This is a genomic window from Pedobacter sp. R-06 (genome assembly GCF_049913135.1).
Taxonomy (GTDB): domain Bacteria; phylum Bacteroidota; class Bacteroidia; order Sphingobacteriales; family Sphingobacteriaceae; genus Pedobacter.
Map to the genome: position 1 here is coordinate 2,809,680 of NZ_CP183977.1, position 17,058 is coordinate 2,826,737.

General features: G+C 39.4%; 9 protein-coding genes. All 9 read right to left on the minus strand.

What is annotated here, in order from left to right:
• Positions 1-583: 583 nt before the first annotated feature.
• Positions 584-2,086: an alpha-L-fucosidase gene (locus ACN9MR_RS11570; protein WP_426329838.1), complete on the minus strand. Its 1,503-nt coding sequence runs from the start codon at positions 2,084-2,086 to the stop codon at positions 584-586.
• Positions 2,087-2,110: 24 nt separating this feature from the next.
• Positions 2,111-3,700 (minus strand): beta-N-acetylhexosaminidase, encoded by a 1,590-nt coding sequence (locus ACN9MR_RS11575; RefSeq protein ID WP_426329839.1) that lies wholly within the window; start codon positions 3,698-3,700, stop codon positions 2,111-2,113.
• Complete coding sequence (locus tag ACN9MR_RS11580; protein WP_426329840.1) at positions 3,700-5,097, minus strand: alpha-L-fucosidase; 1,398 nt, start codon at positions 5,095-5,097, stop codon at positions 3,700-3,702. The genes ACN9MR_RS11575 and ACN9MR_RS11580 overlap by 1 nt, the downstream gene beginning before the upstream one ends.
• A gap of 58 nt (positions 5,098-5,155) precedes the next feature.
• On the minus strand, positions 5,156-6,589 hold the full coding sequence (locus ACN9MR_RS11585; protein WP_426329841.1) for a hypothetical protein: 1,434 nt from the start codon (positions 6,587-6,589) through the stop codon (positions 5,156-5,158).
• 58 nt (positions 6,590-6,647) lie between these two features.
• Positions 6,648-6,923 (minus strand): hypothetical protein, encoded by a 276-nt coding sequence (locus ACN9MR_RS11590; protein ID WP_426329842.1) that lies wholly within the window; start codon positions 6,921-6,923, stop codon positions 6,648-6,650.
• A 169-nt stretch (positions 6,924-7,092) separates the two neighbouring features.
• A complete protein-coding gene (locus tag ACN9MR_RS11595) occupies positions 7,093-8,838 on the minus strand; it encodes a RagB/SusD family nutrient uptake outer membrane protein (protein ID WP_426329843.1) in 1,746 nt (581 codons plus the stop codon).
• An 11-nt stretch (positions 8,839-8,849) separates the two neighbouring features.
• Entirely contained in the window at positions 8,850-11,939 is a 3,090-nt protein-coding gene (locus tag ACN9MR_RS11600; RefSeq protein WP_426329844.1) for a SusC/RagA family TonB-linked outer membrane protein, read from the minus strand.
• 104 nt (positions 11,940-12,043) lie between these two features.
• Positions 12,044-13,672: a RagB/SusD family nutrient uptake outer membrane protein gene (locus ACN9MR_RS11605; protein WP_426329845.1), complete on the minus strand. Its 1,629-nt coding sequence runs from the start codon at positions 13,670-13,672 to the stop codon at positions 12,044-12,046.
• Between the two features lie 9 nt (positions 13,673-13,681).
• Positions 13,682-16,588 (minus strand): SusC/RagA family TonB-linked outer membrane protein, encoded by a 2,907-nt coding sequence (locus ACN9MR_RS11610; RefSeq protein WP_426329846.1) that lies wholly within the window; start codon positions 16,586-16,588, stop codon positions 13,682-13,684.
• Between the last annotated feature and the right edge of the window lie 470 nt (positions 16,589-17,058).

The following is a 17,058-nucleotide window of genomic DNA, read 5'->3' on the forward strand; positions in this document are numbered from 1 at the left end:
TATCTGGCCAATAGCGCGATTTATATTACCGCACCTGCGATTTATATTATCGTACCCGTGATTTATATTATTGCGACCATGATTTATATTGCTGCACCCGCGACTTATATTATTGCGTCCATGATTTATATTATTGCACTCGCGACTTATATTACCGCACCCGCGACTTATATTATTGCGCCCATGATTTATATTACTGCACCTATGATTTATATTAAGATATCAAGCTTAAGACTTAATTGGTTTGGTAAATTATAATATGGATAGCCATGAGTTAGGATTAAGATTGCGTAGAAACATCCATCGCTACGCAATCATTAACTAACCAAATAAATGTATTTACAAGGCGTGACATCAGATAACCAGTCTAACGTACGCTTAGTATAGACGGTAAAATTCGGGCACTAATCAACCTATTAATTACCATATCGTTTACATTTAAATCTCTCAATCAAAACCCAGTTTATACTCTCTCAGCTATTGTTTCCATTTATTACAAAACCTGGTTTGATAGTTTACAGCCGCACGGTTTATTTTAAATCTTCTGAATTAAAAAATTTACAGAAATAACGGAGCACTCTAACTACATTTTAGCATCCATTAACTTTGCTGCTTTTGCTTTAGGCACCACCAGCTTCATTTTAATTACAAATGCTTTGTTGGGTCTAAAATCTTTTGGCAGTACTACATCGTAATAGGTATTCTTATCCAGATCTAAACCAATGTCTGCTTGTTTTAAGCCTAAATTCTTGCTGTTTACTAAAAGCGCAGCTGTACCTGGAACTTGTTTGGCATTTTTAGGCACCGCAATGCGCACAATGCCATTTACGGGTTGATTAAAAACAGTTAAATAAAGGTTATCGTCTTTTTGAGTAAAGTAGCCTAATTTAGAAGGGGTTAATGCAGCATGGCGTACCCCATATACTGCCTCAGCATTTATTTTTATCCACTCGCCGATTTCCTTTGCAATTTTATCCTCTTCGGGATGCATATTTCCATTACCATCGGGGCCAAAGTTTAGTACAAAATTGCCGTTCATCGATACCGAACGCATCAGCATATCCAATAAATCGTCGGTAGTTTTGGTATAAATTCCCGACCAATCTTTCATATATCCCCAACCGTTTGGCGGGATAGTCATTACTGCGTCCCAATCGTTACCGTTCAACCACTCAAACTCTGCAGGTAACTTACGCTCCCAGCCCTGCTCGTAATCGCCTAAAATATTGCCATTCGAATCGAAGTGTCTTGAACCGTGTTCATCGTTACGGAAACGTGATCCGATAATTAAGCCAGGATGTTTTTCTCGGAGTTCTTTTTCTAAATTGTAGGTAAATTCGTAGGCACTTTTCCATGAGGCATCCCAGGTTCCATCAAACCAGAAACCTTTAATTTTCGGATAGTTATCCAGTTGCTCTAAAAGCTGGTTTCGGGTATAAGTTAAAAACTTACCAAATTTTTCTTTCTCTTCGTCGGTTTTAGGGGTTTTACCCATATAATTTGGATTATTCCATTCTAAAATAGAGAAATAGAGATATACATCAATACCTTCGGCGGTATAGGCATCTACAATCTGCTTTACAATATCTTTTTTATATGGCGATGCAGAAACGTTATAATCGGAATATTTGGTTGGCCAAAGTGCAAAGCCATCATGATGTTTGGTGGTAAAAATCACATACTTTGCGCCCATATCCTTAGCTTGTTTAGCCCAGCGTTTGGCATCGAAGTTTTTGGGGTTAAACTGTTTATACAGGTTATCGTAAGTTTTAGTCCAATCTTTTGGTGCTGTAGGCCCACTCCAGGAACGGATCCATTCTGATGCTGCTGCACCTCCCCTTGCACTTATCCCATTCCATTCGTTACCTGCGATAGAATAAATTCCCCAATGGATAAACTGTCCTAAACCATAACTGCGAAAGGCTTCCATGTCGGCATCGGTACGGTGTGGTGGTGTTAGGGGTCCGTATTTAACTTCAACTTCTTTTGTAGGCTTGTTCTTTGGCCCAGTCCATTGTGCATCTGCCGGGTTTATTGCAACGATCGAAGCAACAGTAACCAAGACAAACTTTAATATATTCTTCATATTCAAATTTTATTCGTGTTCTTATTAATCCTTATAATTTAATGGTTTCTTTCTCTTAACTGGTATTTCTGGGTTTTGTAAGGGTTTTGATGGATGATAATAATAAAGTCCTGCTTTACCATAAAGCGCCAGATGTTGGTTTAAATTATTACTGAAGGTTTTAAAATCTTTCTGGTTTTGCGGCGTCCATGCAGCTTCTGCCAGCGCAGCAATCCGCGGAAAAAGTAAATAATCTAAGCGGTTGTCGTTGTCTACTGTTTCTGTCCAAAGGTTAGCCTGTATACCTAAAATAAGTTGTTTTTCTTTATCACTCCCGGCAAAAGACTGAGCGTCGAACTGGTATACCTGTTCAATGGGGCTATACAGTTTGTTCCACTTCCTACCGTATTGATGGGTACTATCCTGAACAAAATCAAAATACAGTGGCAAACGCGGGCACAAAACCGTTGGGTAACCTTTACTTAAAGCTGTACGGAGCTGAGCAGGTTTTTCATGGCGCCACCAAAACATAATCGTTTTCTCTTTCGGCAGATCGGCTTCGGCCATTTCATCCCAAAAAATAGCCCTGGCGTTTAATTGGTAGAGCGAATCGGCCATACGTTTTATAAAATAGTGTTCTACCGCAGCGTCATCCTTAAGCTTTTCGCGCTCGCGTAGTTTTAAAATATCTGGATTGCTTTTCCATTTTTCGTTTCCGTAACTCACTTCATCTCCTCCTAAATGGATTAACCCGGCAGGGAAAAGCACATTGGTTTCTTTTAAAATATCGGTTAAATAACCGTAGGTTTTTTCCAGGCCAGGGTTAAAGGTAAACTCCGGATGCCCTATTGAACCGCCTCCTGAGTATTCTGGATAGGCTTTATTGGCCGCAGTAGCATGCCCAGGCATATCAATTTCTGGTATAACCTTAATGTAGCGCTCGGCAGCGTAGGCCACAATTTCCCTAATATCGGCTTGTGTATAAAACTGTGCTGGCAGATTGGGGTTTAGATAATCTCCAATACCACCAATAAGGGCCAAATTAGGATACTTCTTAATCTCTAAGCGCCAGGCAGGTTCATCGGTTAAATGCCAGTGAAAGGTATTCAGTTTATAAAAGGCCATCCAGTTTAAAATGGACTTTACTTTTTGTTTGCCAAAAAAATGCCGGGATTCATCGAGCATAAAGCCACGCCATCCATAAACCGGTGCATCACTTATTTCAGCAGCAGGAAGTTGGTTGTTTTTATTGGTTAATGCCAGTTGCAACAGCGAGACCACCCCATAAAAAATTCCATTGGCATGTGTACCGGAAACGATAATCTGGCCAGGTTTGATACTGATCTGATAAGCGCATGAATCTGCACGTTTCTTTCCTGCTTTTAGTACCAGCACAATACTTGCCGATTTTGCTTTTTGCTGAACGGTAATTCCTTTTTGACTTAATAATTCGTTCTGAAAATAGTAAGCAATTGTTTTTAACTGTTCGCTATTGTAACCAATACTACTGTAATTGTTCAGGGTAAAGTAGCCACTACCTTTTACAAATTGCATCGGCATAGGAATAATTCCTGGTTGCTGTGCAAATGCAGTTGAATAAACAATTAATATAGATAATATATGTAGTAATCTCATTAATTGGTTGTTATTTTTAATACATAAACAGGAATTTGAGTTCCGCTGTTATAATCATTGGGCAAATCAAGACTAAGCCCCTCATTGTTTATTACCCATTTTATTTTCTTACTGTTTCCCAGAAGTTCAATATTTTTAACAGACAGGGTGCTTTTATTTATCGTCTTTAATAGTACATCTGACTTTTGCCAGCTTCTTAAAAAAGCATATACAGTCTTATCTTTTGCGGTATAGTAAATATCTGGTGTTAAAGATTTTGGTGTACCATCAAAAACGGCATCTTTAATGGCGTTTTTACTTTGTTCAATGGAAATATTGTCGGTCTTTTCTCCACTATTTTCTTTCATAACCAACCATGGATGGCTAGCATAAATGGCTTCATGATTAATATCCATCCATTTACCTATCGTTTTTAATCGGGCAGTTGCCCACTCCGAAAATGTACCATCGCCTTTAGGGCCAACATTTAACAGCAGATTGCCACCGTTAGCCGTTACTTCTACCAAGTGACGCACCAGCATTTCTGGCGATTTCCAAAGACTATCGTATTTGTTGTAGCCCCAGTTTTGGCCAATGGTTAAACAAGATTCCCATACTTTTTTTGATGTGGGTAACAAAGACTGTTCTGAAATTGAAAAATCGCCATAACCATTTCCAATTCTATTGTTAACCAAGCAGTTTGGCTGCAATTTATTAACTAACGCTTTAAGTTCTGCACTCTCTGTTTTACTGATAAGTTCGGGCGTATCGAACCACAGTGCACCAATTGGACCATAGTTACTTAAAAGTTCGGTGATCTGCGGCTTAACCTTTCTTTCGAAATAGCGGTTAAAAACTTTTTCATCTTCATTAGGATAATCCCAAGTGTTGCTTCTTCCAGCTTTTACAGGCCAGTTGGTTGGCACCTCCGGATCTTGCCAATCTCTCCCTAAGGAATAATAAAGACAAAGTTTGATTTTGTATTTTTTGCAGGCTTTCGCCAGTTCTGCTATCGGATCGCGCTTAAAGGGGCTTCGTTTTACAATATTATAGTCGCTGCTGGCTGAATTGTACATGGCAAAACCATCATGATGCTTCGCAGTAAAAACAATATACTTCATCCCTGTTTCACTGGCTTGCTTAACCCAGGCATCTGAATCGAATTTTACGGGATTAAATTGATCGGCAATGGCTCCATACTCCTTTACCGGAATGCGTTCGTAAAGCATAAAATGCTCGCCACCTTTAACTTTATGGCCTTTCCAGTCGCCTGCCGTTTGGGCATACAGTCCCCAATGTAAAAACATGCCGAATTTCCCCTCCTTAAACTGTTTCAACGCATTATTTTGCACTGTTTGCCCAACCAATAACTGGGCAAACAGTGCAAATAACAGACTTAAAAAAAGTGTTTTTCTCATTTTTGATATTTTGGTTTGAGCATCTTCAGGTCAGTCTGTTTTAAAAATCTATTATTCATTAATTAACTGCAATTACTTTTATCGACGATGCTTTATCATTAAAGGTAGAAACATAAGTGCTTGATGAGGTTAATTCGATACTACTTCCGGTAAAATTATCTCCATCGTACATAATTACTTTAACACCTAGTCCTAAATTAACAGATGATACATCATTATTACTAATGCCCCGGCTAATTAAATCGGCTGTAGTATACTGGCCAACAGGTAATGATACCCCATAGCCACCATAACTCGCATTCTGATGAAATTTAGCAGAACCATTTGCTCCAACCTGTGGCACACCATTTAAAAATGTAAACGAATAGGTTTTGCTCACATTACCGCCATTTTTTAATAGCAATTTCACCCTTATGTTGTAAGCTTCATTGTTTTTATAATAAAGCTCGCTAAAAGGAATGGTCGCCGAAATTGTATTTCCAGTACCCGGGTTCGATCTCCATGCCACTGCATTATAATCAGCATCGCTACCACCCAAATCCGGGTCCATGTAAATTAGGATATCATTTACCTCTTTATTACTTGTAAATGAACCTGTAACATCGAAGGCTTGTGTTGTTGCATTATAGGCAAACTGTGCATTAATAGTGGTGGTGGCTGCTTCGTAAGGTATTTCTGTAGGCAAAGGATTCTGGAACACTTCGTTACGGTTTAAAATGGCAGCATCAACCTCAGTCAAGAATGTTGGCTGACCTTTACTGAAAGTTACATTTCCTGATCCCATTAAAGAAGTACCTAAGATTGGTTGTTCTGAAGCATATTTGGCATGATCGTGGGGTAAATTTAAGCCATGTCCAAGTTCGTGCAACATACCGCCAAGTAAATTTGATGTTGCATTAGGGATTTTATCGACCGCCATGTTTGAATTATCAGTAGCAAAACAATTTTTACCGTAACCATAAAAGGGCTGATCGAAACTACCATCTGTACGCTGCGGCAATAAAATCAGGGTATGACTCGAATTGGAGAATTCTGAAGCATGTGTAGCTTTGTAAGCAGCAATCTCATTCAGGATTTTAGTTGCCGAAATACTGGCATCGTAAGGATAAGCCGACTGTCCGAACTGAGCTGGTATTTCGATAAAACGCACCAATCCGGTTGAATCGATTTTGGGCAGCCCCATGTACTTATCATAGCCATACCTTAACATTTCGGTATGGAACCAGCCCTGAAAATGAACCAATAAAGAGGTTAAGCGGGTTTTGTAATCAGAAAGTGCCGGGTTATCGGTTGGCACGAACATTACAATATTGAGGTTTTTGGTATTGGTAACAAAACTCGGCGGAGTGGTTCCCGAGCTTACTGCCAATGTAGTTGGTTTTGCGCTAAACGTTTCTGGTTCTGAAACGGGTGCTTTTTTACAGGCAGTCATTAAAAGGCCGCTTGAAATCATCAAAAGCAGCGCAAAGCAAAGTTGTTTTTTGTTTTTCATGTTTAATGGTTTGAGGTTATTTGATTAATTGATTTTTATTTCATCATTGTCATTTTTGTTAAAAAGTGACCTTTACCACCCTCCCCGTAGCCTTCTTGCTGGTTACCAATGTTTCTGGCACTGATACCCTAAGCCCTTTGTAATCCTGTTTCCAGTTGAGTTTTTCGCCTGTTTCATCGAGCAGCACCGTTTTAACCTGAATCTGATCGTTAGACAACGACTTAATAATCAGTTCACCATATTCGGTTTCGTTTAAAAAAATCTGCAGTTCATCTTGCTTCCCAGAATAGAACATAATGGGTTCAAGTGTTCTGATTTTTGTTATTCGGTTCATTGCGTATTGGTTAATCGGTTAATTTCGAAACGGTTAACTGATTGCTACTGTTCATTGGTTCATTGGTGGTTGGTAATTGATCAATTGGCTCTTCGAAATTGTCATTGCAAGGCAAGCTTGCAATGACGACCTAATCGACTCCAGACTCATGACTTCGGACTTAAGAATCTCACCATCCTGGATTTTGAATCAGCACTGCACTCTTGTTAATTTCTGATTGTGGAATAGGGAAATAATACATTTGAGGATTGGTAAATCTCCTTGTTTCAAACGAAAAGCGAGCTCCGGTAACGGTTGATCCGCTACGTGTCCAACGCATCCCGTTTGCCGGACCATTTATTAAAGTTTCTGCCAGCTTCCATCTTTTGATATCAAAGAATCTAATCGCTTCTTCATAGGTTAGCTCTACCCTTCTCTCATTGCGTATTATTTCTCTCATTTGCTCTTTGGTTAACTGCAATGGCAATTGAAATGGTACTAAACCAGCTCTTTCTCTGATTTGCTCAACAGCCTGGTACACTTCTGTGCTGGGGCCGCTAAATTCGTTAAGAGCTTCTGCGTAATTCAGTAATATTTCGGCATATCTGATGGCCACCAAACCAATATTATTGGATATGCCAAAATTGCCACCAGCACCTTCGTGACAAAATTTACGGTACAAATACCCCGTTTTAGTAGAGCCCGAGGTACCTAAACCATCGCCTGGGGCATTGGCGTACAAATTAACAACCGTTTTAGTATTTGTGGTATTGTTTAACCACAAACTGCCATCATATAATATAGAATAATAAAAACGGGGATCCCTGTCTTTGTACATATCTGCTTCTACGTAACCAGAGCCTACTTCTTTAATGTTTTTACCATTTTTCATCGGATAGGTGTCTACCAGTTCCTGGGTTGGATAAGAGTAAGCCTGCCCGCCGCGGGAAACCGGCAGCAGAAAACCTTCGTACCACCTGTTTGTCGATTTCATGACCTGAAAAATATGCTCAGGGGTATTTCTTGTAATCATCATCTGATAATACCCATAACCAAGGGCGGTGGTATTATCTTTCACTAAACTGTATATGCCCATATCCATCACCGCCTTTGCTGCATCTGCGGCTAGTTTCCATCTATTGTTATCTAGGTTATCGTAACCTGCCAGATTTTTATTGGCACCTGTGCCGGGGTTTTGCCCGTTAAAAAGAGGACTGGCAGCCAGGAGTAAAACTTTTGATTTTAAGCCCAATGCGGCACCTTTTGTGGGCCGTCCGAAATCTTCAATTTGTGTGGTTACAGGCAAAGCTGCGCAAGCATCTAATTCACTAACAACATAATTTACGGTTTCGGCAAATGTAGATCTGGCTAAACCAAAATCGTCGGTTATGGCGTAAACTTTATCGCCAATAATTGGCACACCGCTATAATTGCGCAGTAAATGCCAGTAATAGTAAGCCCTTAAAAACCTGGCTTCTAATTTTAAAGTTGCTCTTCTGGCGGCTGAAATCGGAGATCTGTCTACGTTTGCCAAAAAAACATTTACCCGCCTGATATTATTGTAACAATTGTTCCAGTGGTTCTTAAACCGGCTAAAATCGGCCTGACTTTGAAATGTTGCCGAATTAAAAGCGGGTGCTATTTGCGCCGTAGCACCGCTCCATACGATATCCGAATCGTCTGATGCATCGCTGTACGACCACAAACCACCGCCTGTTAAGCCATTATCGAGATAGTATGTTCCGGCCAAACCGGTATAAATACCCGTTAAAAACCTAAACGTTAACAAACTATCGGCAAATACAGTAGCTTCATTGAGCTGCCCTACATCTGTTTTATCCAAAAAACTACTGCTATCAGTTTTTTTGCAGGCAACAGCACCTATCGCTAATAAGCCAACCAATGTTAAAGTTTTTATATAATTTATATTTTTCATCTGTTTATATATTAGAATGTTACCTGTAAGCCGAGGTTTACAATTTTTTGTTGAGGATAGGATGAATAGGCCTCTACCGTTCCTGTAGAATTTATAGACTCAGGGTCTACATCATAAATCTTCAGGTTAAACCAGGTAACCAGATTTGCGGCATTGGCGTAAATGCGGGCATTTGATAATCCGATTTTACTGATCAGTTTGTTATTGAAATTATAGCCCAGTTCTACGTTTTTGAGTCGGATATAATCTGTTGGGCGTAACCAAAAAGTAGACTGATCAAAGTTGGCACCACCTAAACGTGGTAATTCTGCAGTTTCTTTAGTTTCTGGTGTCCATCTTTTTAAGTGTATTTCAGCAGGTGTGCCGTTAACATTCCCGATCTGAAACATAGTAGAAGCACTTAAACTTCCTTTTGCAGCCCCCTGAAAAAGCACTGAAACATCAAAACCTTTGTAGCTTGTGCCTAATGAAAAACCGTAGTTGATCTGAGGGATGTTCGGGTTGCCAATCGGACCAATATCACCCTGATCGATCTTTCCGTCGTTGTTGATATCGGCATACTTCAAATCGCCAGGTTTAACTGCACGGCCAACTGATGTCGGACTATTGGCGATATCGGCCGCATCATTGTAGAAACCTATGCTGGTATACCCATAAATCTGACCAATAGGCCGGCCTGTGCGCATCAGCAAGGGGTTACCTTGATTATAAGGCTCATCACGGTAAATTATTTTATTTTTATAGATGGAAATGTTTCCTTTAACAAAGTAGGATAAGTTTTCTGACAGTTTATTCTGGTATGATAGGTCGAGCTCAAAACCTTTATTATTTACAATACCCAAATTTACCGGAGGTAACGTAATACCTGAGAAATTAGGAACGGTTTCCCTAACTGTTAAAATATCGTACCTTTTATGGTTGAAATAATCGAAGGTTATTCCAAGTTTACTGTTCAGCAATTTAATATCTGTACCAATATCCAACTTACGTTCCTGCTCCCATCTTACATCTTCATTTGCGAGGGCTCCCGGAGTAATACCATACTGTAAGCTGTTATTATCGCCAAACCAGTAAGAGTTTGCTGCTGTTGAGGGTGCATTATAAATTTCTTCGTAGATATAACGGTAAGTATTCGGGAAATCGTCCGAACCAACGGTACCCAACGAGCCCCTGATTTTCATATAATTGATAAAAGGAAGTGCTTTTTTAAAGAAGGATTCTTCACTAATGTTCCAGCCTGCACTTACTGCCGGAAATAAACCATTCCGCTTATTTGCTTTGAACCTATCAGTACCATTATATGCACCGTTCAGTTCGAAGATGTACTTCGATTTGTAATTGTATCCTATTCTTGCAGAATATCCTCTAAAATTTGCAGGAATATTGGCACCAGAAATATCTGTTAGCTGGTTGTAAACGATTAGACCGTATAAATTGTGGTTTCCAAGCTGACGGTTATAATCTAAAATACCTTGTACATTAACCTTACGAATAGGGTAGCCTGATGTATTGGCATCAAACGTAGTAACTGCAGTAAGCGGATCTAACCTACTTAGCTCCGGAAAAACAGGGTCTAAAACATCAGATCCCGGCAGGTAAGCATAAGTAGGGAAACGCCCTCTGGTTAACGATCGGTTAAACTCTACATTATTGGTGTAGGCCAGAATTACCCTTGCGGCAAGTCCCTTTGTTACAAAATCTAAATTTTGGTTGGCCTTTAAGTTTAAGTTAAGGTTATTACTGTAATTTCTGTTGTAACCAGCATATTGTAAAATACCAACCGGATTTAACGTTGCTGATTTTCTGCCTCCATAACTTCCATCTTGGTTTTTTACAGGGTAATTCCATGGGTTTAAAAGTCCGCTGCTTAACCTCCGCCAAATAGAAACGGCGCCACCGGCGAGTACATCGGGAAGATTTGGCTGGTTAATTTCATTAAACCTGGCCGAAAGATCTAACTTTAGTGTTAATGTTTTAGTTACGTTCAAATCAACATTCGATCTGATATTGTATCTTTTTAAATAATAATTGCTGTTAAAATTTTCGTCTTTTTGGATCTCTTTTAAAATACCATTTTGATTAACATTGCCTAGTGCTACGAAATACTTTAAATTCTGAGTACCACCAATAATGTCAATATTGTTGCTTTGCTGCAAAGCATTTTTACGCATTACCTCATCATACCATTTTACACTTGGGTAGCGGTAAGGATCGTCTCCCAATTTAAAATGGTTTAGCGCTTCATCGGTAACCAGTCCGGGATAAGTTAGATTAGGGTCTCTGCCCTCATTTACCTCCTGCTCTTTTAATAAGAGTAAAGCATTATAAGAATCAAGTGGTTTTCTTCGTATGGTTGGCGTTTGCAAGCCAAAATCGCTTCTGAATGTAATCTTTGGGGCAGAAATTGTACCTCTGCGAGTAGTAATGGCAATTACACCATTTGCCCCCTTTATACCATATATAGCAGTTGAAGAAGCATCCTTTAAAATGGAAACGGATTCGATCTCGTTCGAATTTAACTGACTTAACTGCTCGTACGGGTACTCTACATCATCTACAATTACCAATGGCCTGTTAGATGCTCCTGTATAGGTACTAACCCCGCGAATGTAAATATTAGCAGCATCGGCTCCAGGCTGACCACTGGTTTGCTGCTGGAACAAACCCGGTAGCCTTCCGGCTAGTGCATTTTGAAAACTTGCAGCAGGGCTCTGTCTTAATTCTTTACCTGATACTGTACTGGTTGCGCCGGCATTGGTTATCTTCTTTTGTGGGGTAAAACCTACTACAACCACTTCATTTAAATTTGAATTATCTTCTTTTAAAACAATATTTAAAGTTTGGCTGGTAATGGTTACCACTTTTGTGATGTAACCAACAGAGCTTATGATCAGTTTGGTACTGTTGGCACCAACTTTAATACTAAAAGCGCCACTGGTATTGGTGATCACAATATTCTTTGGGTTTTCTTGTTCTGTAACTGTTGTAGCAATCAGTGTTGTGCCCTTATCATCTGCCACCACACCCCTTACCACTTTGGTTTGGGCGTAAGCCAAATTAGTGATCAGCACAAGCAATATTATATTCAGTATTTTTTTCATCTGTATATAGTTTCTTTTTTATCTGCATGAAGCCATCCTGATTTCCATTTCAATCTGTAATTTGAAAACCTATGTGCTTCATTATTTTAAATTTATGCCGCTTATTAGTTAGGCCATCCTGGATTCTGAACCATTTTGTTATTGGCTAATATTTCGGCCTGTGGTATGGGGTACCAATACATTTTAGCATCGAAAACAGCATTTGCGGCATTAAAATAAGTATAAGAGAAGGCCGTTCCGTTTTTAATAACCTGCACACCTCTGACTGGCTTGTTTAATTCAATTTCGGCTATCTTCCACCTTCTCAGATCCCAGGTTCTGTGCTCTTCAAAAGCCAGTTCTATACGACGTTCATTCTGAATTATTTTACGCAATTCATCTTTGCTAAGCGTAAGCGATAAGCCATAAAGATTATTAGAACCAGGAAGAATTCCTGCTCTTTTCCTGATCAAAACCAAATTATTAACGATATCGGCAACTGCCCCGCCCGATTCGTTTAGCGCTTCGGCATGGTTTAATAAAATTTCAGCATACCTTAATAAGATTACATGATGGGCCTGATTGGTGTATGTAGTAGAGGTTTCAAATTTGCCCATAAATTTTCTCAGGTAATATCCCGTTCTGGTCTGTGTTCTATTTCCCCCCGGCCTATCCTGGCCACCTTCAAATGTTTCAACAGGCCTTCCTAACCAATTTTTGCCATTGTGCATTATGGTAGCGGTTAACCTCGGGTCTCTGTTTACGTATGGGTTGTTTGGATCATAAGTAGATCCCACATCGGAAATGGCTTTTCCATCAAGCATTAAAAATGCATCGACCAGGTTTTGCGACGGACTGGTTAAGCCAACGCCCTGTAAATATCCAATCGGACCGTTGTTGATTTCGATATTTGTATTTAAAGCATTCTGTTTAATAAAAATAAACTCGGTGTTTTTGGTTGCATTGAAATTTGCAACCCAATCGGTTACCAGGGTATAACCCAATCCTTTAACATCGGCCGCTGCCTGTGCAGCTAATGTCCATTTCTGGATATTATTTGTCGGGTTACTTAAGGGGCTGGCGGCATATAACAGCACTCTCGATTTTAGGGCCATTGCGGCTCCGATATTTGCCCTGCCCCAATCTCCATCTGTAATGGCATAAGGTAATAATGAACTTTTTATGGCATCCAACTCAGCTACGATATAAGCATAACATTCGTCGAGCGTATTTCTTGGTATATTTATATCATCATTGATGGTAAACACCTTATCACCAATTAAAGGCACGCCGCCCCAGCGCTTAACCAGTTCGAAGTAAAAATAGGCCCTCAAAAATCTTGCTTCAGCTTTAAACTGCGTTTTTAAAACTGCAGTTGTGGGTACTACATCTACTTTGCTTAAAAAAAGATTGGCTCTTCTGATGCCCAGATAATTCTTGCTCCAAACGTCATCAGGAAGGGTTGTAGATGATATTCTACCCGTACGGTAATATTCTGCCTGTGTTCCTATTCTTGATGGTACAGCATCGTCTGTTCCAGCATCTAAAAAGCTGCCATCTACCCTGTTGTACCAATCTGGCAACAACAAATAGGTTCCGTTTAAAAATTGTTTTGCATAATCAGCATTCTTATCGAGAGGATCAAAAATTAAGTCGCCGGTTATGCGGTCCAAGGGTTCTGCCTCAAATTTTTTCGAACAGCCAAATGCAAATAACAGGCAGATTATAGCGAAGTATATTTTATAATTATTCATAATCAAGATTTAAAACTGAAGGTTAACACCAAAATTGAATATCCGCTGATTGGGTACATTTCCGATCAACACTTCCGGATCTACCCCATCTAAGGTTGTGGCGGTTAATAGGTTAAGGCCATTGGTAAATACCCTGACATTGGTAAAACCGATTGATTTAATCAGGTTACCAGGTAAACTATAACCTATTTCTACATTCCTTAATCTTAAATAACTGCCGTTTTTAATCCAGAAAGAAGAAACCTGGCTATTATTTGGGTTATTACCAACACTTAAACGTGGATATTCTGCCTGTGAAGCGGTAGCAGGTGTCCATCTTAACAAACTGCTTTCTAAGGCTTGTCCATATCCGCCAGCTGCACCAGTTGATGCAAAATTGACAAAGTTGAAGTACACATTTCTGTTTGCTGTACCATTTAAGGTGAATGAAAAGTCTAATCCTTTATAATTGATCCCTCCAGTTACACCGTAAAAGAAAACAGGCTTGGTACTGCCAATTGCGGTCATATCATAAGTATTGATGATACCGTCGTTATTTAAATCTTTATATTTTAAATCGCCGGGAACCGGGAGGTAGCCATCAACCTTTGGTCCGTTGTTAATTTCTGCAGTGTTGTTGTAAAAACCATCAGCCACATAACCAAAAGTTTGTCCTACAGGTTGTCCGGTTCTGTATTCGTAAGCATTTTTTCTAAAAGGTTCATCATTAAAAATTACTTTGCTTGCGCTCCACGAGCCATTGGCAGTAATAAAATATCTGAAGTTGTTGATCTGATTTTGGTATCCAAGCGCCAGTTCAAGACCTGAATATTGGTTTTTACCCATATTTTCAGGCGGTAAAACAGCTCCAATTACTGCACTCGCATTTGTCCTCCTGGTTTGCAACAGATCATAATAACTGTTCTTATAATAATCGGCGGTAAACCATATTTTATCCTTTAACATCGAAACATCTAAGCCGATATTAAATTTCTTTGCTTTCTCCCAGGTAATATTTGGGTTAGCCAGCGGTCCTTCATCTTTAGTATTTGAAGTGGTTAGCGGATTTCTGCTGTAAAATGTATCGCCATTATCAAAGTTTTGCAGGTATTGGAAATACCCAGCTGCCGCATTTGTAGCGGTTAAACCGTAAGATGTCCTGATTTTTAACGAATTAACCGTATTTTTTAAATTAGCAAAAAAACTTTCGTTGGCAATGTTCCAACCTAAACCAACTGATGGAAAGAAGCCCCACTGGTCTCCCGCTTTATAGCGGTCATAGCCCATGTACGAAGTGGCCAATTCCAATAAATACTTATTATCGTAATCGTAATTAAACCTTCCGCCCAGCGATTGATTAACCTGCGATAAAGCGCCACCCAAAACATAACTGTCTCTGATAAATGATAGCTGGGCTTTAAAAGTATTTTTATCTATTGTTTTATCATAACCCAAATCGAAACGGGAAAATATTTGCTGGTTTAAATCTGTGGGAGAAGAACTATTCGATTGCGTACCATCGCCACCTATTGTTTTATAACTAGTTTGGTTTGTAACTGGATTTACTACCGGCGAATACACCGCAAAAGATTTACTTCTGTTGATGTTTTCGTTATAGTAGGAATTGAAAGATATTGCACCACTAGCATACAAACCAGGCAAAAAAGTATCGAGCTTTTGCATTAACGATACATCTGCCCCTAAATTTCGATTAACCGATGGCCTGTATCCAGATTTTATCGACATACCATACAGGTTATTTTGAAACTCGGTGTTTCCCCCTAGCGAGCCATTTTCGTTAAATTTCGGATAGGCATTGTTAGGCGTAGTTAACAATGTACTGTAAATACTGGCTATTGTAGATCCGGGTTGATTGCTGTTTCTTATTCTTCCAAACAAGCTTAAACTGAGCGTAGTACTATTTGTTAAATCAACATCTATATTACTTCTGAAAGAATATCGCTTGAAACTATTGTTCGTTTCATAAGTATTAATGGAAGGATCGGTAACTAAAAAACCACTCTGGCTCAGGTAGTCGAGGTCTACAAAATATCTAACCTTGTTGCTTCCGCCTCTTAAGTTCAGGTTTTGTCTGCTCACAGGCGCTGTAGCCTTTAAAATTTCATCGGTCCAGTTTACATTGGGGTGCGTAAAAGGATTTGTACCATTTTTATACTTATCTAAATCGGCTGCTGTATAAATGGGTTGCCGGCCGTCGTTTACCAGGGCCTCATTAAATAAGGTGGCATAATTGAATGCATCCAGAAATTTTGGCCGTTCAATTTGCTGCTGAATACCGTACTGACTGGTAAAGGTAATCTGCTTGGGCATGTTTGCACCACGCTTGGTTGTGATCAGTAACATCCCGTCTGCGGCCTTCATGCCATATAGTGCGGTTCCCAGTGCATCTTTTATTACTGAAATGCTTTCTATCTGTTCAGGATCGATACTTAGATACGAGCGTGGTACACCATCAATTACAACCAATGGCGTTCTTCCCCTTAGCGATATAGCAGGTTCGTCAGAACCCAACTGGAAATTATTTTGAACTACGTACAAACCTGGCAGTTTCCCGTACAACATTAAGCCCACTTGTGGTGTAGGAAAACTCTTCAGCTCTTCTCCATTTATTGTAGCCGAAGACTGAATTCTTTTTACATTTTTCTGCGTTCCAAATAAAACTGAAACATTATTGGCTGGCAAATTTACCGCTGCAGAATTCCTGAGTTTGGTTCTCAAAGAATCTCTCAAATTCGACAATGAATCGTTGGGAATTCGTTTACTATTTTTTTTGGCCGACGATGGCACCTGAAATTTCTTGCTTTTTAAAGAATTGGTAAGGTTTGGGAATGCCAAAACATCAACACTGTTTGCCAAGAATAACAGCACCCCAAACAGCGTCATCCGCTTTATAATCGAAGTATAAGTTCCGTTCATTTAAAATAATTTATTTTGTTTATAACTTTAGTTATGCAGAAAGCGCCTAATTCAATGCTTAGCGTAGGTTTGATTCGTCCGGCATTTAACAGCCCGAATTATTTCTGCATGCCTAATTATTTGTAAGCAGCAATTCACATTTAATTTATTAGTGTAATAGATTGAATCTATGCCTTAGCATAGGTATCAGAAGTTTTGATTCGATTGCTGTAAATAGTAAACGGAAACAGCGGACATATGCAAACCGGCATAGTACCCCGTTGGTTTAGGTTGAATTTCATTGTTTGGTTATCTTTTTGATTAGTTGATTTGGATTAGTCAATTTAAAGTCGTGAATAGACTATAGTTTAGTTTGTGCGGTTAGCCTTTATTCATATCCTCTGGTTTGGTCAGTTTATTTAATCAATAGTCTCTGTGCCACTGGTTATTGTGGCCTAGTTAGCTCAATTTTCTTAAACCAAAACTGGCGT